At 37.1% G+C, this 19,967-nt stretch carries 17 protein-coding genes; 11 read left to right on the forward strand and 6 right to left on the reverse strand.

What is annotated here, in order from left to right; translation table 11 throughout:
* Positions 1–18: 18 nt before the first annotated feature.
* A complete protein-coding gene (locus BLP81_RS07750) occupies positions 19–264 on the reverse strand; it encodes a DUF4834 domain-containing protein (RefSeq protein WP_093367879.1) in 246 nt (81 codons plus the stop codon).
* A 102-nt stretch (positions 265–366) separates the two neighbouring features.
* Here BLP81_RS07750 and BLP81_RS07755 point away from each other — a divergent pair, with 102 nt between their 5' ends.
* Positions 367–1,329, forward strand: a complete 963-nt coding sequence (locus tag BLP81_RS07755; RefSeq protein WP_093367880.1) for a transporter — start codon at positions 367–369, stop codon at positions 1,327–1,329.
* 73 nt (positions 1,330–1,402) lie between these two features.
* Here BLP81_RS07755 and rocD read toward each other — a convergent pair whose 3' ends face one another.
* Positions 1,403–2,707 (reverse strand): ornithine--oxo-acid transaminase, encoded by a 1,305-nt coding sequence (gene rocD / locus BLP81_RS07760; RefSeq protein ID WP_093367881.1) that lies wholly within the window; start codon positions 2,705–2,707, stop codon positions 1,403–1,405.
* A gap of 184 nt (positions 2,708–2,891) precedes the next feature.
* Here rocD and rlmD point away from each other — a divergent pair, with 184 nt between their 5' ends.
* Genes rlmD through BLP81_RS07775 form a run of 3 tightly spaced genes read left to right on the forward strand, consistent with a single transcriptional unit; the run spans position 2,892 to position 5,516 of the window.
* Positions 2,892–4,307 (forward strand): 23S rRNA (uracil(1939)-C(5))-methyltransferase RlmD, encoded by a 1,416-nt coding sequence (rlmD, locus tag BLP81_RS07765; protein WP_093367882.1) that lies wholly within the window; start codon positions 2,892–2,894, stop codon positions 4,305–4,307.
* Positions 4,304–4,804 (forward strand): DUF6452 family protein, encoded by a 501-nt coding sequence (locus tag BLP81_RS07770; protein WP_093367883.1) that lies wholly within the window; start codon positions 4,304–4,306, stop codon positions 4,802–4,804. Before rlmD ends, BLP81_RS07770 begins: the two co-directional genes overlap by 4 nt.
* A gap of 10 nt (positions 4,805–4,814) precedes the next feature.
* Complete coding sequence (locus BLP81_RS07775; protein ID WP_245686431.1) at positions 4,815–5,516, forward strand: DUF6048 family protein; 702 nt, start codon at positions 4,815–4,817, stop codon at positions 5,514–5,516.
* A gap of 1 nt (position 5,517) precedes the next feature.
* Here BLP81_RS07775 and BLP81_RS07780 read toward each other — a convergent pair whose 3' ends face one another.
* The gene (locus BLP81_RS07780) at positions 5,518–6,672 is read right to left on the reverse strand and encodes a THUMP domain-containing class I SAM-dependent RNA methyltransferase (RefSeq protein ID WP_093367885.1); all 1,155 of its coding nucleotides are present in this window, start codon (positions 6,670–6,672) and stop codon (positions 5,518–5,520) included.
* Between the two features lie 95 nt (positions 6,673–6,767).
* Here BLP81_RS07780 and BLP81_RS07785 point away from each other — a divergent pair, with 95 nt between their 5' ends.
* The 5 genes from BLP81_RS07785 (at position 6,768) to BLP81_RS07805 (ending at position 13,961) form a co-directional block, all read left to right on the forward strand.
* Complete coding sequence (locus BLP81_RS07785) at positions 6,768–7,433, forward strand: ZIP family metal transporter (protein WP_093367886.1); 666 nt, start codon at positions 6,768–6,770, stop codon at positions 7,431–7,433.
* A gap of 80 nt (positions 7,434–7,513) precedes the next feature.
* Positions 7,514–8,905, forward strand: a complete 1,392-nt coding sequence (gene lpdA / locus BLP81_RS07790; RefSeq protein WP_093367887.1) for a dihydrolipoyl dehydrogenase — start codon at positions 7,514–7,516, stop codon at positions 8,903–8,905.
* 68 nt (positions 8,906–8,973) lie between these two features.
* A complete protein-coding gene (locus tag BLP81_RS07795; RefSeq protein WP_093367888.1) occupies positions 8,974–9,765 on the forward strand; it encodes a TrmH family RNA methyltransferase in 792 nt (263 codons plus the stop codon).
* Between the two features lie 27 nt (positions 9,766–9,792).
* Entirely contained in the window at positions 9,793–11,493 is a 1,701-nt protein-coding gene (locus BLP81_RS07800; protein WP_093367889.1) for a M23 family metallopeptidase, read from the forward strand.
* 11 nt (positions 11,494–11,504) lie between these two features.
* The gene (locus BLP81_RS07805) at positions 11,505–13,961 is read left to right on the forward strand and encodes a TonB-dependent receptor (protein ID WP_093367890.1); all 2,457 of its coding nucleotides are present in this window, start codon (positions 11,505–11,507) and stop codon (positions 13,959–13,961) included.
* Here BLP81_RS07805 and BLP81_RS07810 read toward each other — a convergent pair.
* Positions 13,947–15,104 carry a cysteine desulfurase family protein gene (locus BLP81_RS07810; RefSeq protein WP_093367891.1) on the reverse strand — a complete coding sequence of 386 codons (1,158 nt, stop codon included), beginning with the start codon at positions 15,102–15,104 and terminating at the stop codon, positions 13,947–13,949. The two genes, BLP81_RS07805 and BLP81_RS07810, sit on opposite strands and share 15 nt — an antisense overlap.
* 82 nt (positions 15,105–15,186) lie before the next feature.
* Here BLP81_RS07810 and BLP81_RS07815 point away from each other — a divergent pair, with 82 nt between their 5' ends.
* Positions 15,187–16,158 carry a hypothetical protein gene (locus BLP81_RS07815; protein ID WP_093367892.1) on the forward strand — a complete coding sequence of 324 codons (972 nt, stop codon included), beginning with the start codon at positions 15,187–15,189 and terminating at the stop codon, positions 16,156–16,158.
* Here BLP81_RS07815 and BLP81_RS07820 read toward each other — a convergent pair.
* Complete coding sequence (locus BLP81_RS07820) at positions 16,151–17,587, reverse strand: SDR family oxidoreductase (protein ID WP_093367893.1); 1,437 nt, start codon at positions 17,585–17,587, stop codon at positions 16,151–16,153. The two genes, BLP81_RS07815 and BLP81_RS07820, sit on opposite strands and share 8 nt — an antisense overlap.
* A gap of 3 nt (positions 17,588–17,590) precedes the next feature.
* Positions 17,591–18,016, reverse strand: coding sequence for a hypothetical protein (locus BLP81_RS07825; protein ID WP_093367894.1), 426 nt, complete (start codon positions 18,014–18,016; stop codon positions 17,591–17,593).
* A gap of 89 nt (positions 18,017–18,105) precedes the next feature.
* Between BLP81_RS07825 and argS the strand changes: the two genes are divergently transcribed.
* The gene (gene argS / locus BLP81_RS07830) at positions 18,106–19,884 is read left to right on the forward strand and encodes an arginine--tRNA ligase (protein WP_093367895.1); all 1,779 of its coding nucleotides are present in this window, start codon (positions 18,106–18,108) and stop codon (positions 19,882–19,884) included.
* Positions 19,885–19,967 lie beyond the last annotated feature (83 nt).

Genomic DNA, 19,967 nt, shown 5'->3' on the forward strand with positions numbered 1-19,967 from the left:
GTTTGAAAAATGGGAAAGTTAGTCAATTTCTTCATAATCTACGTACTCTCCAACTTTGGTATCCTTTGATTTTCTTTTAGAGGTTTTGGCAGATGTATGGGTTTTTGTTTTTGAGTCCTGATGAGGAGGATTGAACTGGTTCTGCATGTTCTTTTGAACTTTTCTGAAGATATACTTCAGCAGCAAAGGCCCAAAATACTTAGCTAATAGCTTCACCCCAAAATAAACCAGAAGTATTATTAAAATTGTCTTGAGAAATACCATAAAAAAGTTTTGATATACAAAAATACCAATAGTTTATAGCAATGCGATAGGAAGGCTTAAAAAATCAGATTTTAATTTATATTTGAATCTAAATCTTTTTTTATGAAATTTAAACTACTTGGGATATTTTTGTTTGCCACTTTAGGAATTCAGGCACAGTATACAGATATGATCAACTCCAACAGACCAGGCGAGTCCTTTGGAGCTTATAGCGTAGGCACAAATGTTCTTCAGTTTGAAACCGGAATAGCTTACGGTAAAGATAATCATACCTTTTCGCTTATCCCCGATCGCACACAAGTAGATTTCCAGTATCAAGTAAGATTTGGCTTATTTATGGAGCAACTTGAAGTGATTTTAGATGGCAGTTTCGTTAATGCCGAAGAAACCTTACTTAGGGGAGGAACTGAAACTACTAGCAATTTTAGCAATTTTCAACGTAATACGCTAGGTGCAAAATACCTCATTTATGATCCATTTATCAAAAGAGCGAAGGAAGGACCTAATCTTTACAGCTGGAAAAAGAACAACCTTCCCCAATGGAGAGATTTGATTCCTGCTGTTTCTCTTTATGCTGGTGTGAATCTTTTATTTGGTGAAAATCCCTTTAAGTTTCCTGGCGAATCTAACATTTCCCCAAAGGCAGCATTGATTACTCAAAACAACATCGGAAGAAATTGGGTTTTAGTTTCCAACTTTATCGTAGACAAGCCTACATCAGATTTCCCGACCTATGCTGGAATTTTCACGCTTACGCATTCAATTTATTCTAGAACTGGGGTGTTTGTAGAGTTTCAAACCTATATCAACGATTTATATAGTGATGAAGTTTTAAGAGCGGGAGCTGCTTTTTTGGTCAATAAAAATTTACAGGTAGATATTTCCGGACTCATGAATTTCAAAGATACACCGGAACGCTGGAGAGCGGGAATTGGCGTTTCCTATAGAGTCGATATGCATGATTCCGACCAATTTCTTTTTAAAGACAGAAATGAAGAAGATTTATTCAACGAAGAGAGAGAAAGACGTGAAAGGGAAATAAGAAGAATGCGCAGAAAACACTAAAAAAATAAAACCTCACCTTGAAGCCTCAATCAGGTGATTGAAACTTTGGGGTGAGGCAAATTTTTAAAACAATTTACTTTTCAAAATCCTTTAAAGTACTTGTTATTATTTTTACACAATCCATCAATTGCTCTTCTGTAATCACTAGTGGTGGGGCAAAGCGAATGATATTACCGTGAGTAGGTTTAGCTAGTAATCCATTTTCTTTGAGGGCTACACAAATATCCCAGGCCGTTGAGCTTTCTTCAGAATCGTTGATAACTATTGCATTGAGCAAGCCTCTACCTCTTACGAGTTTGACGATGTTGTGATCTTCAATAAATTTATTCAATTCACTTCTGAAAAGATCGCCAAGACGTCTCGCATTTTGTGCAAGTTTTTCATCTTTCACGACTTCTAAAGCTTCCATCGCTACAGCCGCAGCTACAGGATTTCCACCAAAAGTAGAACCATGTTGTCCTGGCTGTATGACTTTCATTACCTCATCATCTGCCAAAACTGCAGATACGGGGTAAGCTCCTCCAGAAAGTGCTTTACCTAAGATAAGCACATCTGGTCTAGAATAGGTTTCTTGACGCTCACAATGGCCCTGGCAATCGCATTTACCGCAAACCGCTAGCAAAGCACCCGTTCTGGCAATTCCGGTCTGGATCTCATCTGCCATAAAAAGCACATTGTATGCATTACAAAGTGATTTTACTTTAGGAATAAAATCATCATCAGGTGTGAATACACCAGCTTCTCCCTGGATAGGCTCAATTAAAGCCCCGGCAATGTTTTTATTTTCTTTTAAAACTTTTTCTAAAGCTTCAGCATCATTATAAGGTACTTTGATAAATCCTGGCGTATAAGGACCAAAGTTTTTTCTAGCGCCTTCATCATTACTGAAAGAAATAATAGTTGTTGTTCTTCCGTGGAAGTTATTTTCAAAAACAATGATTTTAGCTTCAGTTTCAGGAATTCCTTTTTCTTCGTAAGCCCACTTTCTACAGATCTTGATAGCTGTTTCCACAGCCTCTGCTCCACTATTCATAGGAAGGAGCTTATCAAACTTAAAGTACTCGGTCGCGTATTTTTCATATACACCTAATACATTATTGTGAAATGCCCTTGAGGTTAAGGAGATGGTTTTTGACTGTTCATGCATTGCCTCGACAATCCTTGGATGGCAGTGACCTTGATTTACTGCAGAATAGGCCGATAGAAAATCATAGTATTTTTTTCCTTCAACATCCCATACATAAACGCCCTCTCCTTTCTTCAAAACTGCTGGTAAGGGGTGATAATTATGAGCTCCATGTTTATCTTCAAGATCGATGGCTTGTTGTGAGGATTTCACGTCTTCCACTTTCATTTTATCTATTGTATCTACTGACATAACTAATTTTTTAACGATTTTTACAAAAATAAGGATTTGAATGCCCTTTAAAAATTATTAACCAATCCTTAAGTCAATTTAGTTTCAATATAAATAAGTAGCTAGCTTTCAAAATACTAAACAGATAATTAAATATTTTGAAGGTTTGAAAGTTCTTATCCAAACATTGCTTTATTTTTGCCGCATGGCGAGAAGAAAAAATACAAAAAAAACTTTCGAGAACGTAGAAGTCCTTGATGCGGGAAGTAAAGGGAAAGGAATAGGGAAAGCTAGTGATGGCAGGGTTTTAATCATTGACCAGGTTGTACCCGGTGATGTGGTGGACGTGACGACTTACAAAAAAAGAAAGTCTTACTATCAGGCAAAGCCTCTTCGTTTTGTAGAGTTATCTCCAAAGCGAACCGAACCTGTTTGTCAACATTTTGGAGTTTGTGGTGGTTGTAAATGGCAAAACATGGCTTACCAACATCAGCTTTTTTATAAAGAAAAAGAAGTTCTTGAGAACCTAAAGCGTATAGGAAAAATCGACATTGTTGAAACTAAACCAATTCTTGGAAGCGAAGAAATTTATTTCTACAGGAACAAAATGGAGTTTTCATTTAGCAATAGCCGATGGTTAACAGAATCTGAAATATCCAGCGGAATAGATATTCAAGATAAAAATGCACTGGGATTTCATATTCCAGGCATGTGGGATAAAATATTGAATATTGAAAAATGTCATTTGCAAGAAGATCCCAGCAATGACATCAGAAATAAAATAAGAGATTTTGCGACTGAAAATGAGCTCGATTTTTTCAATCCCAGAGAGCAAACTGGACTGCTTAGAACTTTGATGATTCGAACCAGTTCTACCGGCGAATTCATGATACTGATTCAATTTTATCAGGAAAACAAGGCTAAACGTGAGCTGTTACTGGATTACATCATTCAAGAATTCCCTGATGTTACTTCTCTTCAATATGTCATCAACGAAAAAGGAAACGATACTATCTACGATCAAGAGGTGATTAACTATTTCGGTCGGGACTTCATTTATGAAGAGATGGAAGGCTTGAAGTTTAAGATCAATGCCAAATCATTCTACCAAACCAATTCGGAACAAGCTTACGAACTCTATAAAATCACCAGAGAATTCGCAGATTTAAGCGGTGATGAGCTAGTTTACGATTTATATACAGGAACAGGAACTATCGCTCAATTTGTTGCCAAAAAAGCAAAGCATGTTGTAGGTATTGAAGCCATTCCAGAAGCCATTGAAGATGCCAAAGCCAATGCCAAACTGAATGGCATTGAAAATACTTCTTTTTTTGCCGGGGATATGAAAAAGATTTTTACCGCAGGATTTATTGCGGAACACGGTCAACCTGATGTTATTATCACAGACCCGCCAAGAGAAGGAATGCATAAGGAAGTGGTTGAGCAAATATTAAATGTTAGACCAAAACGAATCGTTTATGTAAGTTGTAACTCCGCAACTCAAGCCCGGGATTTACAACTGATGGATGCGCATTATCAAGTAGAAAAAAGTCAGGCTGTAGACATGTTTCCACAAACCCACCACGTAGAAAATGTAGTGTGCTTAAGACTGAGAGAATGAAAAAAACACTGTTCACCAGTTTGGTTATTCTTTTTATACTTTCAATTTTCACCTCATGTGAAAGAGATGATATCTGTGCTGAAAGTACGGAAACCACCCCTAAACTGGTTATTGATTTTTTTGACGTCAACAACCCCAGCAACCCAAGAAACGTCAGGAATTTAGCAGTTAGAGAAATTGAAAATGACACAGCTATCTTATTCAATTCAACATCTTCAATTGCAGTCCCTCTTAAAACAGATGCCAATGAAACCACCTATGTTTTTAATTTGAATGCTTTATCCGAATCTGGAGGCTTAACCGATACACTCACTTTTTCTTATGACACCAGAGAATTGTATGTGAATAGAGCATGTGGTTTTAAAGTTAACTTTATCGACTTTAGAGTAGAGATTCAAAACAAAGAAACCAACCCGGAAAACTGGATAAGAGATATCCAAGTTAGAGAAAATAGTATTGAAAATGAATTTGAGACTCACCTGTATATTTTTTATTAGTTTTTTTTTGATGCTTTTTTCTAGTGAATCTATCGCACAGGATAAAACAGATGTAGAATACGAACAAATCACCGATTCTATCTTTTTTAAAGATAAGTATGGGCTTACAGTGAGTTTGGATCTCAGCAGAATTGGAAAAAGCTTATGGGAAACCGGGTACCAGGGGATTGAAATTGGTGCTGACTATAGATTTTCTGAAGACCTTTATCTTGCTGGTGAACTCGGAAACGAAAAATCGGTCTACAACGAGGAGAATATTTTTAACGAGACAGATGGCAGTTATATTAAACTGGGGGCCAATTATAATTTATACGATAACTGGATAGGAATGCAAAATTTGATATATGTTGGTATGCGTTATGGTTTTGCCACCTATTCTCAAAATTTAAAAAGTTATAGAATTTATACTACAGATAACTACTTTCAACCAGACATAAGAGATGTTGATAGAACTTTCAGCAACCTTACGGCAAGCTGGATAGAGCTACAGGCCGGGATCAGGGTAAATATATTTGGTAATTTTTATCTCGGTGCTCATCTACAACTAAAAACTATGCTTAGTTCTTCAACTATACCAAACTTCGATAATTTATATGTTCCCGGGTTCCATAGAACTTTCGACTATTCGAGTATCGGCGCAGGATGGGGTTATTCAATAAGCTATCTCATTCCTCTGCATACAAAAACAAAAAGACAAGCAGTTAGAAATTAGCCTACTGCTTTGCTGCTTTTTTGGAACCTTCATAGATTTGATAATTCAATAATCTGGATTCTAATTTTGCATTAAATAATTTGATTTTTCGTGAAGGCCTGAGACCGACATGTTTTATAGCCTCAAGATCTGCGACAATAAACCAAGCAGATGTGCCTGGATAATTTCGCTTTAACGTATCTCCAATTTTAGAATAAAATTCAGGAATATCCACATCCAATCTCACACCATACGGAGGATTGAACACCATATGCAAATGACGCTCTGAAGTTTTAAAGGATTCGAAAAAATCCTGACGCTCCACCTTGATGAAATCAGAAAGATTTGCATTTTCTATGTTTTGAGTAGCTTTTTCAATAGCTGAAGGGGCCTTATCGTAACCCTTAATATCGAAGTCAAAAGATCTTACTTTCTTTAAAGTTGAGTCTTTGATAATCTGAAACAGGTTTTCATCAAAATCTTCCCATTTCTGAAAGGCGAAATGCTCACGATTTATGTTGGGTGGAATATTGCAGGCGATCATCGCCGCTTCAATAAGCAAAGTTCCACTGCCACACATTGGGTCCAGAAAATCGCATTGTCCAGACCAACCAGATTTCAAAAGCAGTCCAGCCGCTAAAACTTCATTGATTGGAGCAATATTGGTCGCCGTTTTATAACCTCTTTTGAAAAGCGGCTCCCCCGAAGTGTTTAAACTGATTTCGCAGTTTTCCCTGTCGATATGAACACTCACCTGGCAGTCTGGTCTGTCGGTATCGATATTGGGTCTGGTCTCAAATTTATCTCTAAACCTGTCTACAATAGCATCTTTAGTTCTAAAAACAACATATCTGGAATGGGTGAAAATTTCAGAGTTCACAGTAGACTCTACCGCAAAAGTTCCGTTTTTATCAATCAGATTTTCCCAGGCAAAGGCATTGATTTTATTATAAAAATCATCTTCATTACGGATTTTAAAACTGAAAATGGGTTTTAGAATGCTAATTGCTGTTCTCAAACTAAGATTGGCTTTATACATAAATCCAAGATCCCCGACAAAGGAGACGTGTCTTACCCCTTTATGGATGTCCATAGCTCCAAGTTCCCTCAGTTCTTTAGCGAGTTCGTCTTCAAATTCATAAAGACACTTCGCAATCATTTTGAAATTATTTTCCATAAAGAAGATATTTTGGAGTGCAAAAATACATTAATTTTGCACCTTTATTTTTGAGAACCAGATTTAAGTTTTCAAAATAGAATTAAACCAATCCTATGAATTTACTTTTACCCATACTTGCAGTGCTTATAGGTTTTGGAATCTCATATTTCCTACATCGGAAATCAACAACAATCAACCTGTTACTTGCCTTCAGCGGATCGTTTTTATTATCGGTTACTGTTTTAGAGTTTCTACCCGATATCTATAATTCTGGGGTCAGTTCAATTGGAGTTTTTATTTTAGGTGGTATTTTGCTTCAAATCATTTTAGAATATTTGTCAGGCGGTGCAGAACACGGGCATTTCCATCTTTCAAAAGAAAAGAAAAGCTTTCCCTTTGTACTCTTTATCAGTTTATCGATCCACGCCTTTTTGGAAGGCATTCCTCTTCATGGCAACGCGCATTTGCTATATGCCGTCATTGTCCATAAAGTTCCTATCGCCATTATTATAGCCTCATTTTTGTTCAACACCAACTTGTCTAAACTCAAAATTGCTGTCTTTCTTATCCTGTTTGCATTGATGACGCCTCTGGGAAGTTTTGTCCAGAACAACACCAGTTTACTCGATGAAATCAGCATTTACCTGGACGCCATAGTTATCGGTATTTTTTTACACGTGTCGACCACCATTTTATTTGAATCTTCTAAAGATCACAAATTCAATATTTACAAATTTGGAATTATTGTTTTTGGGATAGTTTTGGCGTTGGTACTATAAATAAGACTGATGTTTTAAGTGCAGAATTTGTGGATTATTCTTAATTTAGCGCTTTTAGAAATCTTAGCAAAAAAAATATTATGAGTAAATATGATGTTATAGTTTTAGGAAGTGGTCCAGGCGGGTATGTTACGGCGATCCGAGCATCTCAGCTTGGTCTTAAAACAGCCGTTATTGAAAAAGAAAGCTTGGGTGGTGTTTGCCTTAACTGGGGATGTATTCCTACAAAAGCTTTACTAAAAAGTGCACAGGTTTTTCAATATTTAAACCATGCTGAAGATTACGGTCTTAAAGTTGATAATCCAGATAAAGATTTTACTAAAGTCGTCAAACGCAGTAGAGATATTGCTGAAGGAATGAGTAAGGGGGTTCAGTTCCTGATGAAAAAAAACAAGATTGATGTCATCATGGGCCATGGAACGCTCAAAAAAGGAAAGAAAGTTTCAGTAAAAGATGATAAAGATAAAACCACCGAATACGAAGCAGATCATATAATCATTGCCACTGGAGCGCATTCCAGAGAATTGCCAAATTTACCCCAGGATGGTAAGAAAGTGATAGGCTATAGAAAAGCTATGACCTTGGACAAGCAGCCGGAATCTATGATTGTTGTTGGATCTGGCGCCATAGGCTCAGAGTTTGCCAGTTTTTATAATGATATGGGAACCAAAGTCACTTTGGTAGAATATTTACCAAATATTGTTCCCCTGGAAGACGAAGAAGTTTCCAAACAGTTTGAAAAAATATACAAGAAGAAAGGTATCAAAGTCATGACCAATTCTTCAGTAGAAAGTGTAGATACTTCCGGTAAAAAGGTAAAAGCGAAGGTTAAGACCAAAAAAGGGGAAGAAACTCTCGAAGCTGATATTGTTTTATCTGCCGTTGGAATCAAAACGCATATTGAAAACATTGGCTTGGAAGATGTTGGGATCAAAACCGATAAAGATAAAATTACTGTAAACGATTTTTACCAAACCAATGTTCCGGGGTATTATGCCATTGGAGATGTAACTCCTGGTCCAGCGCTCGCTCATGTTGCTTCTGCAGAAGGTATTATTTGTGTAGAAAAAATTGCAGGGGAAAAGGTTGAAGCCTTAGATTATAGCAATATTCCAGGCTGTACATATTCTAGTCCAGAAATCGCTAGTGTTGGTATGACAGAAAAGCAGGCAAAAGAAGCAGGATATGAGATAAAAGTTGGAAAATTCCCATTCTCAGCTTCTGGAAAAGCAAGTGCTTCTGGTGCTAAAGATGGTTTTGTTAAAGTTATTTTTGACGCCAAATACGGAGAATGGTTAGGTTGTCATATGATTGGTGCCGGAGTTACCGATATGATTGCTGAAGCTGTTTTAGGCAGAAAACTGGAAACTACTGGCCATGAAGTTTTAAAAGCTGTTCACCCACATCCCACTATGAGTGAGGCTGTAATGGAAGCAACAGCCGCTGCTTATGACGAAGTAATCCATTTATAATATGATGGTTTTATAAATATTTAAAGCTTCTGAAAGTCAATTTTCAGAAGCTTTTTTAGCTTTTAATTATGAGGAAATACATTTCAAGCAATAACAATCCGCTCATCAAGCATTTGCTTCTACTTCAAAAAAAATCTAAACTAAGAAAAAAGCATAATGAATTTATCATTGAGGGTGCTCAAGAACTCCGTTTTGCCATTGAAGCTAACTACACCTTAAAGCAAGTTTTGGTTTGTCTTGATATTTTTGACAACGAGATTTCTCTGGAAAATTTAGATAGTGAAGTTTTAGAGGTTTCCAAAACCGTGTTTGACAAAATTGCTTACCGATCTTCAACTGGAGGAATTATGGCGATTGCATCTTCACCAGAACTCACTCTCGAAAAATTAAAATTTGACACTAAATCTCCTTTAATTTTAGTAGCGGAAGCTCCTGAAAAACCTGGAAATATAGGCGCCTTGTTAAGAACTTGTGATGCCGCATGTCTGGATGCTGTAATCATTGCTAATCCCAGAACAGACCTTTTTAACCCTAATATTATTCGTTCCAGTGTAGGAACTATTTTTACAAATACTATCGCAACGGGAACAACTTCAGAAATAATTGATTACCTTAAAAAAAATAATATTCAGATTTTTGCAGCTGCACTTCAAGATTCCAGTTCGTATCTCGATGAAAGCTTTAAAGAGTCAACAGCCATAGTTCTAGGCACAGAACATGAAGGCTTATCTGAAACCTGGAGAGCTGAAGCTCATAAAATTGTAAAAATCCCCATGGAAGGCAAAGTAGACTCACTCAATGTGTCTGTCTCTGCTGCAATTCTTATTTTTGAAGCTAAACGGCAACGATTAAATATTTAATTCATTTTGTTTAAAATTTTCCATTATATGCGTCTTAATTTTTTAGTTTTTATCATGACACTTTGCTACACTCTAACCTATGCGCAAAATGATATTCCAAAAAATTATTTTGAAAAACCTCTAGATATACCTTTATTACTCTCCGGTACTTTTGGGGAACTAAGGTCCAATCATTTCCATGCGGGTATGGATATCAAAACAAAAGGTGTCACAGGCCTAGCTGTTTTAGCCTCAGCAGAAGGCTATGTCGGCAGAATCAAAATTCAGCATGGTGGTTATGGCAAAGCACTTTATATCTACCATCCTAATGGTTACCAGAGTGTTTATGCGCATCTAAATAACTTTTCACCAGAAATTGAAGCCTTAGTTAAAAAGGCGCAATATCAAAAAGAATCTTATGAAATAGAGTTGTTTCCTTCGGCTTCAGACCTAAAAGTTAAACAAGGTGAAATTATTGGATACAGCGGGAATTCCGGTTCGAGTGGAGGACCGCATTTGCATTTCGAAATTCGTGATTATAAGTCTAAGCCAATGAATCCTTTTTTATTCGGCTTTAAGGAAGTGAAAGATTCAAAAAAACCTCAAATATTCGCCCTTCATGCTTACCCCCTTGGTCCACTTTCTCATGTCGATGGAATGACGGAGCGGGTTCAGCTCAAACTAATACAGCGGAATGATGGGAGTTATAGAACTGAATCCCTAAAAGCCTTTGGAACTATCGGTTTTGGGATAGATACATACGATATTTTAGACTTAACTTACAATAAAAACGGGGTCTATTCCATAGTCACAAAACTGAATGGTAAACCTATTTTTAAAACTACATTCGACAAATTTTCGTTTTACGAATCCCGCTATATCAATCGCCTCATCGATTTTGAATATTATACCACTGAAAAACGAAGAATTCAGAAACTTTTCTTGGAGCCCAACAATCCTTTAAGTCTCTATAAAGATGTCTATGACAATGGCATCATAAGCATTCAAAAAGACAATCTTGATCAAAGTTTTGAAATTATAGTTTCGGACTTTATGGGAAACACTCAATCCATTTTAGTTCCTCTTACTACTGATTTTAAGGAGAATCTGATTCAGAAGAGTATAAAGGAAACCGAATATTATGCAAAAGCCAAGTCTGCTTCTGTTTTTGAAGAAGGCAAAATCGATATTTATATTCCAAAAGATGCGCTTTATGAAGATCGATTTCTGGATATCGATATACAAGGCTTGAGCGTGAAATTACACGAGCCCGGCACTCCACTCCATAAATCAATCACACTGGGTTTCGACGTTAGCCAATATTCCCTGGAAGATCAATCCAAGTTTTATATAGCTTCGGTCACCCCCTGGGGCAGCAAGTATTATGTAAGCACTTACAAAAAGAAAGACAGGCTAACCACAAAGGTGAATGAATTTGGAACTTATCAGCTGTTTGAAGATACCAAAGCACCAAGCATAAAGCCTAAAAACTTCAGAGACAAGCAGTGGGTTTCTAATTTCAGGTTTTTAAAACTGGAAATTGACGATGAAGACACAGGAATCGATAGTTACAGAGCAACTGTCAACGGTGAATTTATCCTGATGGAATACGATTACAAAACCAAAACACTCGTCTATGATTTTAACGACGGGAAGATTTCTGATACTAAAAATGAATTAAAAGTCGTTGTTACAGATAAGGTGGGAAATACTGCTATATTTGAGGCAGAATTTTTCAGAAAAAACTAATTCCAAAAAGCTTGAAATATCTTTTCTTATTCCTTTTCGCTTTTTGCTCTATTGGAGTTTTCTCTCAAACGGCAAATGTCCAGGGAATTATTTTCGACGAAGACAATACCCCTATTCCTTTTGCGAATATTAGTTCGCCATCTACCGGGACAGTCTCCAATTCAAACGGGTTTTACAGACTTAGCATACCCGCAAACCAAACAGTAGAATTAAAAATCTCTTATGTTGGTTTTAAACCCATAACACTCAAGCTGAATTTAAAACCCAATCAAGTAGAAGAACTCAATTTTGTTTTAAACACCAATGTTGAACAAATTGGTGAAGTATTTTTACAAAATGAAGAAAGAGCTAGGATTGAAGGGGTTACTACCCTTTCGCCGGAAACTGTCCGTAAAATCCCTGGTGCAAATGCTGGTGTAGAAAATCTTCTTAAAACTTTACCCGGGGTAAATTCGAACAATGAACTAAGCACGCAGTACTCTGTGAGAGGTGGGAATTATGATGAGAACCTGGTTTATGTCAATGATATTCAAATTTACAGACCCTTTTTAATACGAAGTGGGCAGCAGGAAGGCTTGAGTTTTGTGAATACAGATTTGGTTAGAAATGTTGAGTTTTCTGCAGGAGGCTTCAAAGCAAGGTATGGTGATAAAATGTCTTCGGTTTTGGATATTGAATACAGAAGACCTGTGAGTTTTGGAGGGAGTTTTGAAGCTAGTTTTCTCGGCGGAAGTGCTTCAGTAGAAGGAATTTCCAAAGATAAAAAACTATCTGCTATACTTGGATTGAGATATAGAGACAATTCACTTTTTGTCAATGCCAAAGATGTTGAAGCTAATTTTAAGCCCAGGTTTGCAGACGTTCAAACCTTTTTGACTTACCAATTCAACTCAAAATTTGAATTGAGTTTTCTTGGAAATATTGCCATCAATAGCTACAGTTATGAACCGATAACTAGACAAACCAATTTTGGAACCTTAAGCGAACCTAAGGCTTTATTAGTTTTTTATGAAGGTGAAGAAGAAGACAGGTACGAAACTTATTTTGGAGCTTTTAAAGCAACCTATAAACCAACTGATAACTACACGGCAAAGCTTATAGCCTCTGCTTACCATACCAAAGAACAGGAATATTTCGATATACTTGCCAACTATAGATTAGGAAGTGTCAGTACAGATTTTGGTGACGGAAATCTTGGTGAAGTAGAATTTACTGAGGGGGCTGGCTCACAATTTACACATGCCAGAAATAATCTAGATGCACTGATTTTTAATTTTCAACATTTAGCAAGCTATCAGATCGATGAACACCATTTAGAATACGGCGCAAATTTTATCCATGAAGACATAAGAGATCGTTTGCAAGAGTATGAAGTCATTGATTCTGCTGGTTTTAGTATCCGTCCTCCTCTTCCCGATTTTGCTAACGATCAGCCTTATGAAGCATTTGAGGCCCCTCTGGTAGCCTATCAAAGTATTCGGGCACTTAATTCTACAAAAATTGATAGAATTACTGCTTTCCTGCAATGGAGCTACAGAACGCGTGTAGGAAATTCTAAATTATGGATGAATGCCGGACTCAGAACTCAAGCCTGGAGAGTCTCCGGTAAAAATATCAACTCCAATACACAACAAATCTGGAGTCCACGGGCTCAAATCTCTTTGAAACCAAATTGGGACAAGGATATGCTATTTCGACTCTCCGGAGGATTTTATCATCAGCCTCCTTTTTACAGAGCGCTTAGAGATTCTACAGGAACTGTTCGACCTACTGTAAAAGCTCAAAAGTCCTTTCATATTGTAGCTGGGAACGATTACAGTTTCATGATTTGGAATAGACCTTTCAAACTCATTACTGAAGCTTATTATAAAAAATTAGACGACGTGAATCCCTATACCATAGAAAATGTAAGAATTCGGTATCGTGCCAGAAATGATGCAGAAGCTTATGCCTATGGCTTGGATATGAGGCTCAATGGTCAATTTGTTCCAGGAACAGAAAGCTGGTTCAGTTTTGGCTATTTGAAAACTGAGGAGCGGCAAGGTAATCGAGAATATATTTCAAGACCTACAGACCAGCGACTGAAATTTGCCGCTTTATTTCAAGATTACATTCCTAATATTCCAAAACTGAAATTATACCTCAATTTAGTTTATAATACCGGCTTACCGGGAGGCTCCCCTCAATTTGAAGATCCTTATGATTTTCAAACCAGATTACCGGATTACCAACGGGTAGATGTAGGTTTTTTCTACGCCTTAAAAGAGCCCGGTGACAATTTCAGCAAAAATCACTGGCTTGCTAATTTTGAAAGTGTGGATGTGGGTTTTGAAGTTTTCAACATGTTTGACAGGCTCAATTCCATCACCAACACTTTTGTGAGAGACGTTTCTACTCGAAATCAATATGCCATTCCTAATTTTTTAAGTCCCAGAGTTTTCAATGTAAAACTTTCAGTTCGTTTGTGAAACGGCTAAGCCTTTCAAAACAAAAATGACATAATCCAATTCTTTTTTGGTCGTGAATTTTGAAAATGAGAACCGAATACCCGGATAATCTAACTTTTCCCCGTAAACTTCGTTTAAAACAAAAGAACCCAGCTGAGCACCACTTTGACATGCACTACCTTTAGAACAGGCAATTCCTTTAAGATCCAGTTGAAACAACATCATATCAGACTCTGAAGCAGAAAGCGGGATACTCACATTTACTAAGGTATAAGTGCTTTTGTCTAAATCTCCAGAAAGGCCGTTGAATCTTATACCCGGAATTTTGGATTTCAATGAACTGATGAAGTATTCCTTTAAGGATTTGATGTACTCCGATTCTTCTTTTAGATTGGTATAAGCCAGTTCTAAGGCTTTTTGTAAACCCACAATATTATGAACACTTTCAGTTCCTGCTCTAAGCTCACGCTCCTGAGACCCTCCGTGAATTAATGGCTTAAGATGGTTTCTGCTCTTTACGTATAAAAAACCAACACCTTTGGGCCCATGAAATTTATGAGCACTTACTGCGATGAAATCAACAGGTAAATCTGAAAGATTCATTTCATAATGACCTACGGACTGAACAGTATCGCTATGGAAATAAGCTTTATGTTTCTGACATAACTCACCAACGGCTTTTATATCCAGGATATTTCCGATTTCATTATTGATATGCATTAAAGAAACAAGGGTTTTAGCATCAGGATTTTCAGATAAAAGCTGTTCCAAATGCGCTAAATCCACAGAACCATCCTGATCTAAATTTACAAATTGAAGATCAATTTTTTGTTCAGCATCCAAAAACTCAACACAATTTAAGACAGCGTGATGCTCTATTCTGGAGGAAATAATCTTTGTCACTCCAAGGTCTCTCACCGCGCAGGAAATAGCCATATTATCGGCTTCGGTCCCACCAGAGGTAAAGACGATATTAGACGAAGAGATATTGAGTAAAGAGGCTATCGATTTCCTCGCTGTCTCAACTGCCGCCTTGGCTTTTCTGCCAAAGGCATGTATAGAAGAAGGATTTCCAAAATTTGATCGCATACTTTCATGCATCGCTGAAATCACTTCATCATCTATCTGAGTAGTTGCGGCATTATCTAAGTAAACTGTTTCCATGACTTAAAATTATTATACAAAATTAATTTAAATTTTAATGGAATCTCTTTAGTATCTTATATTTGACCTCAGATTTAAGAAAATGAAAAAACTAGTTGTACTTTCTATCAGTCTACTTGCTCTCATAGCTTGTGATGATGGAGATATCATTGTAAGCGATTTTAATTTCAATGAAGAATCCAGTTTAAATCTTTGTGAGTTTGATAATAACAGAAAAGTGCTACACATCGTTACTGAGTCGAATGAAGCAATTGCTTTTACTTTTCAACAAGATATCCTTGAAAATATCATAGATGTTATAAATCCAGATAATATTTCAGTTCCTATCAATAATTCAAACCTAGTCAATTTCAGAAGACTGGATGCCAATGTGAATAGCGACGAGTATTTCTGTGTGGATATTCCACCCAGCCAGCCCAATGTTTTAGAAGAATACGAAAGCACTTCGGGCGGGAGTGTAGAATTTACCATTACAAGAGTATCTGGTCCCGAAGTAGATACAGATGGAGACGGAATACCCGATATAGAGGAAAGACAGGTAGACGAAAGCGGAAATTTTACCGGAACTGTTTTTAATTTGGATACAGATGAAGATGGGATTCCAAATTTCCTGGACATCGATGATGACAATGACAATATTCCTACCATTTCAGAACTTAATGCCGCCGCTGCCAATGAAATAAACGCTGACACCGACGGAGACGGAATCCCCAACTATCTGGATGCAGATGACGATGGTGACGGGGTGATCACCCGCTATGAAGATCTGAATGCCTTAGATAATGGTACTCCTCCATCTCAAACAGATTTAAATCCAAGAAATGATGATACCGATCAGGATGGGATTCCAAATTATTTGGATGCTACAGTTTCAGAATCTTTAGTGGTAGATTATTTTAGAGATAATAGAGTTTCCAGACGCTTTGATATCACTGTTGTTTTCAATAACATCACCCTTAAAAATACAGCTTCAGAACAGACTATTCGACTGGATTCTCAAGGTTTTGGTGTCTTTAGCTTAACCACAGATGATGAAGTCTTATCCATTAGATAGTTTCGGATTTACAGATTTGTGTAAGCATACCGTTGAATATAAAATAGTGAAAAGGTAGCATAGAGTACCAGTACAATCTTCCTTTCAATCCTCTAGGTCTAAACGTGGCGTTTTGATGAACAATATCATCATCGTCTATATAAAATTCTAACCAGGCTTCCCCCGGAATTTTCATTTCTGCAAATAAAAGCAGCCTTCGTTCTTCTCTGTCTGCCATGAGCACTCTCCAGAAATCCAGAGAATCACCAATATTGATTTTATCTGAGTTCGTTCTTCCTCTTCTCAAGCCAACTCCTCCAAAGAGTTTGTCCATATAACCTCTCATCTTCCAAAGCGTGTCGGCATAATACCAACCCGTTTTTCCACCAATCGCCCATATTTTTTCCAAAGCCTTTTCAGGATCCTCAGCTTTCATAGATTGCCGATCATGTAAACACCCATATTTAGGCACTTTTATATATTTATTTAAATCTTTCTGAGAATAACGACTGCTTACTTTTGAATCTTTCCAGCTGGAAATGACTTGGTTTTGCTCAATTTTCACAAAAGCCATCTGGATAGCTTCTTCATAAGTGTGAGGCTCTATATTGAGTATATCCTGAAGTCGGTGATCTTTTGCAACCACATTGACCCGCATGCTATCCACAAGATTCGACGCCAGTTTATAAGATGTGGAAGTCACAAAATATAACCAGTAAGAAGAGAGTTTGGGAGTCATCACCGGTACATTGATAATCGTAAGATTCAAGTCTCTGACTTTTGCATATTTCTTCATCATCTCCTTATAGGTAAGCACATCAGGGCCTCCGATATCAAACGAATCGTTATAGGTTTCCTGTTTGCCCAAAACACCGGTAAGGAATTTCAAAACGTCACGAATTCCAATCGGCTGGCACTTGGTGTTTACCCACTTCGGGGTGATCATAATGGGTAATTTCTCACATAAATCCCTAAGGATCTCAAAGGAGGCACTTCCGGAACCTACGATTATTCCAGCTCTCACCACCGTCAGATTATAATCTCCTTTATAAAGAATAGACTCCACGTTTTTTCGAGATTCAAGGTGTTCCGAAAGATTGTCTTCATTGACGATACCACTCAGAAAAATCACTTGCTCAACATTGGTGTCTTTCATGTAAGCATTAAAATTCTCTGCAGTGGTTTGCTCTTTTTTTGAAAAATTGGACATCGAACTCGTCATAGAATGAACGAGATAATAAGCAGCGTCAATATCTTTTGGAAAAAGGTTTGGTTTCACCTCATCCAGCAGGTCCACTTCAATTATTTCTATTTTCGCTTTGGTTTCTTTATCGACAGAGAGTCGATCTGCGCTTCTTACAGCACAAACCACTTCATGACCTTCATCCAAAAGCATGGGCAAAACCCGCATCCCTATATATCCGTTGGCACCTGTAAGAAGTATTTTCATAGGTTAGTAATTTTCAAAATCGCTGGAAAAATGATCCGATTTATATTTTAAGATTTTTTTTAAAAATTCATGATTCCGTTTATCCTTCGCTTCGACCTTAACGAAATAATTATCTATATAAATAGAATAAACCTTAGCTTGTCCCTTATATAATTTAAGTTTATAGTAAGGGATGACCAGGGCATAGGTTTCTAATAAAGAACGAAAAGTGACGATGATTCCTTTGGGTCTCATCTCGACACCACAAATATTCAAATTATTATCTAAGATTAGGAGATTATAGATTTGAATACTCGACGAATGAATATTCAACTTTCCAGATCCTATACCACCCAGTTTGATGCGTTCCATAAATGTAAACGGCTTGCCAACTTCCTCGTTGATCTGCTGTTTTATTTTGGGTCGATTGTAAGATACGTTTAAAAGCATTTTTTCTTTGAAATATACTTAATTCCAGCCGCTCTTCTGGGAATACCCTCTAATTTTTAGATTATCTTTGCAACTGAAACACAATTACCATGACCCTAGAAACAAAACTTTCTAAGCACATAACAAATTATTTAAAAGAAACACATCAGGTAGATGTTGAATCCTTTGAATTTCAGCTCACTAGGAAAGAATTTGAAGGAGACCTCACGCTTGTGGTTTTTCCACTTTTGAAATACATCAAAACCAATCCTGTTCAATTGGGTGAACAAATTGGCGAATATCTTATAAAATCGTCTGATGAAATTTCAAAATTCAATGTGGTCAAAGGATTTCTGAATTTATCACTGGCTGAATCTTACTTTTCAAACCTGATTGAAAACATGCGTGAAGACGAAAATTTCGGTTTTAAAGCCGCTACAACTGAAAGCCAAAAGGTGATGGTAGAATATTCTTCCCCAAACACCAACAAGCCTTTACACTTAGGCCATGTCAGAAATAATCTCCTTGGATTTTCTGTGGCTGAAATTCAAAAAGCAGCCGGAAAACAAGTTTATAAAACTCAAATTATCAATGATCGGGGTATTCATATTTGTAAAAGTATGGTCGCCTGGCAAAAATTTGGTGATGGCGAAACACCAAAAACATCGGGTGTCAAAGGAGATCATTTAGTTGGGAAGTATTATGTTGAATTTGATAAAGCTTACAAAGCTGAAATCGAAGAACTGGTGCAAGAGGGTAAAATCGTAGAAGAAGCCAAAAAAGAGGCGCCTATTTTTGTTGAAGCCCAAAACATGCTCAAAAAATGGGAAGCCGGAGATACAGAGGTCGTTGAACTCTGGAAAACCATGAACCAATGGGTTTATGATGGTTTTGAAATCACCTATAATAATCTAGGTGTGGATTTCGATAAAAATTATTATGAAAGTGAAACTTACCTTTTAGGTAAAGACCACATCAATGCCGGACTGGAGAGTGGTGTTTTCTTTAAAAAAGAAGATGGCAGCGTATGGATTGATTTATCTGAAGAAGGTCTGGATGAAAAAATCGTTTTAAGATCAGATGGCACAGCCGTTTATATGACACAGGATATCGGAACTGCTATACAAAGGGTTTCAGATTATGAGATTGACGAAATGGTCTTCACGGTAGGAAACGAACAGGATTACCACTTCAAAGTTTTATTTCTGATTCTGAAAAAGTTAGGTTTTGAATGGGCAGATCATCTCTTTCACTTGAGTTATGGTATGGTCGATTTACCCAGCGGTAAAATGAAAAGCAGGGAAGGAAATGTCGTAGACGCTGACGATTTAATCGAAGAAATGATTTCAACAGCTAAAACCATTTCCCAGGAACTCGGCAAACTGGAAGGCTACGATGAGGAAGAGAGAACTAAACTCTACAGAATGATAGGTCTGGGAGCTTTAAAGTATTACATCCTGAAAGTAGATCCCAAAAAGCGAATCTTGTTTGATCCAAAGGAGTCTGTAGATTTTCAAGGGAATACCGGACCTTTTATACAGTATACTTACGCCAGAATTCAGTCCATATTGAGAAAAGCTGAACAGGATAAAGCAGCTTTGAACTTATCCGCTTATGAATTTGATGTCAAAGAGAAAGCTTTAATCAAGATATTAAATCAATTTCCAGAGATCATTCAACAGGCAGCAGAGCAGTATAGCCCGGCTCTTGTAGCGAATTATGTCTATGACTTGGTGAAAGAATTCAATTCCTTTTATCAAAATATTTCAATTCTGGGAGCAGATGAACCTCAGCAAATTGAATTCAGAGTAGAACTCGCCAGGCTTGTTGGTGAAGTCATTCAGAAAAGCTTCAAAGTGCTTGGAATTGATGTTCCTCAACGTATGTAATTCTAAGTTTGAATAAAGCACGAGCGGGATTATAAAAATTCAATTCAACAAAAAAAACCTCATTTCTGAGGTTTTTTTGTTGA

The sequence above is a fragment of the Psychroflexus sediminis genome (genome assembly GCF_900099815.1).
Classification (GTDB): domain Bacteria; phylum Bacteroidota; class Bacteroidia; order Flavobacteriales; family Flavobacteriaceae; genus Psychroflexus; species Psychroflexus sediminis.

Excerpts from the sequence above, each read along its gene's own strand:
- lpdA (WP_093367887.1), top strand. The coding sequence starts at position 7,514 with ATGAGTAAATATGATGTTATAGTTTTAGGAAGTGGTCCAGGCGGGTAT.
- BLP81_RS07750 (WP_093367879.1), bottom strand. The coding sequence starts at position 264 with ATGGTATTTCTCAAGACAATTTTAATAATACTTCTGGTTTATTTTGGG.
- argS (WP_093367895.1), top strand. The coding sequence starts at position 18,106 with ATGACCCTAGAAACAAAACTTTCTAAGCACATAACAAATTATTTAAAA.
- rlmD (WP_093367882.1), top strand. The coding sequence starts at position 2,892 with ATGGCGAGAAGAAAAAATACAAAAAAAACTTTCGAGAACGTAGAAGTC.
- BLP81_RS07795 (WP_093367888.1), top strand. The coding sequence starts at position 8,974 with ATGAGGAAATACATTTCAAGCAATAACAATCCGCTCATCAAGCATTTG.
- BLP81_RS07825 (WP_093367894.1), bottom strand. The coding sequence starts at position 18,016 with ATGCTTTTAAACGTATCTTACAATCGACCCAAAATAAAACAGCAGATC.
- BLP81_RS07820 (WP_093367893.1), bottom strand. The coding sequence starts at position 17,587 with ATGAAAATACTTCTTACAGGTGCCAACGGATATATAGGGATGCGGGTT.
- BLP81_RS07810 (WP_093367891.1), bottom strand. The coding sequence starts at position 15,104 with ATGGAAACAGTTTACTTAGATAATGCCGCAACTACTCAGATAGATGAT.
- BLP81_RS07785 (WP_093367886.1), top strand. The coding sequence starts at position 6,768 with ATGAATTTACTTTTACCCATACTTGCAGTGCTTATAGGTTTTGGAATC.
- BLP81_RS07770 (WP_093367883.1), top strand. The coding sequence starts at position 4,304 with ATGAAAAAAACACTGTTCACCAGTTTGGTTATTCTTTTTATACTTTCA.
- BLP81_RS07780 (WP_093367885.1), bottom strand. The coding sequence starts at position 6,672 with ATGGAAAATAATTTCAAAATGATTGCGAAGTGTCTTTATGAATTTGAA.
- BLP81_RS07800 (WP_093367889.1), top strand. The coding sequence starts at position 9,793 with ATGCGTCTTAATTTTTTAGTTTTTATCATGACACTTTGCTACACTCTA.
- BLP81_RS07755 (WP_093367880.1), top strand. The coding sequence starts at position 367 with ATGAAATTTAAACTACTTGGGATATTTTTGTTTGCCACTTTAGGAATT.
- BLP81_RS07775 (WP_245686431.1), top strand. The coding sequence starts at position 4,815 with ATGCTTTTTTCTAGTGAATCTATCGCACAGGATAAAACAGATGTAGAA.
- rocD (WP_093367881.1), bottom strand. The coding sequence starts at position 2,707 with ATGTCAGTAGATACAATAGATAAAATGAAAGTGGAAGACGTGAAATCC.
- BLP81_RS07815 (WP_093367892.1), top strand. The coding sequence starts at position 15,187 with ATGAAAAAACTAGTTGTACTTTCTATCAGTCTACTTGCTCTCATAGCT.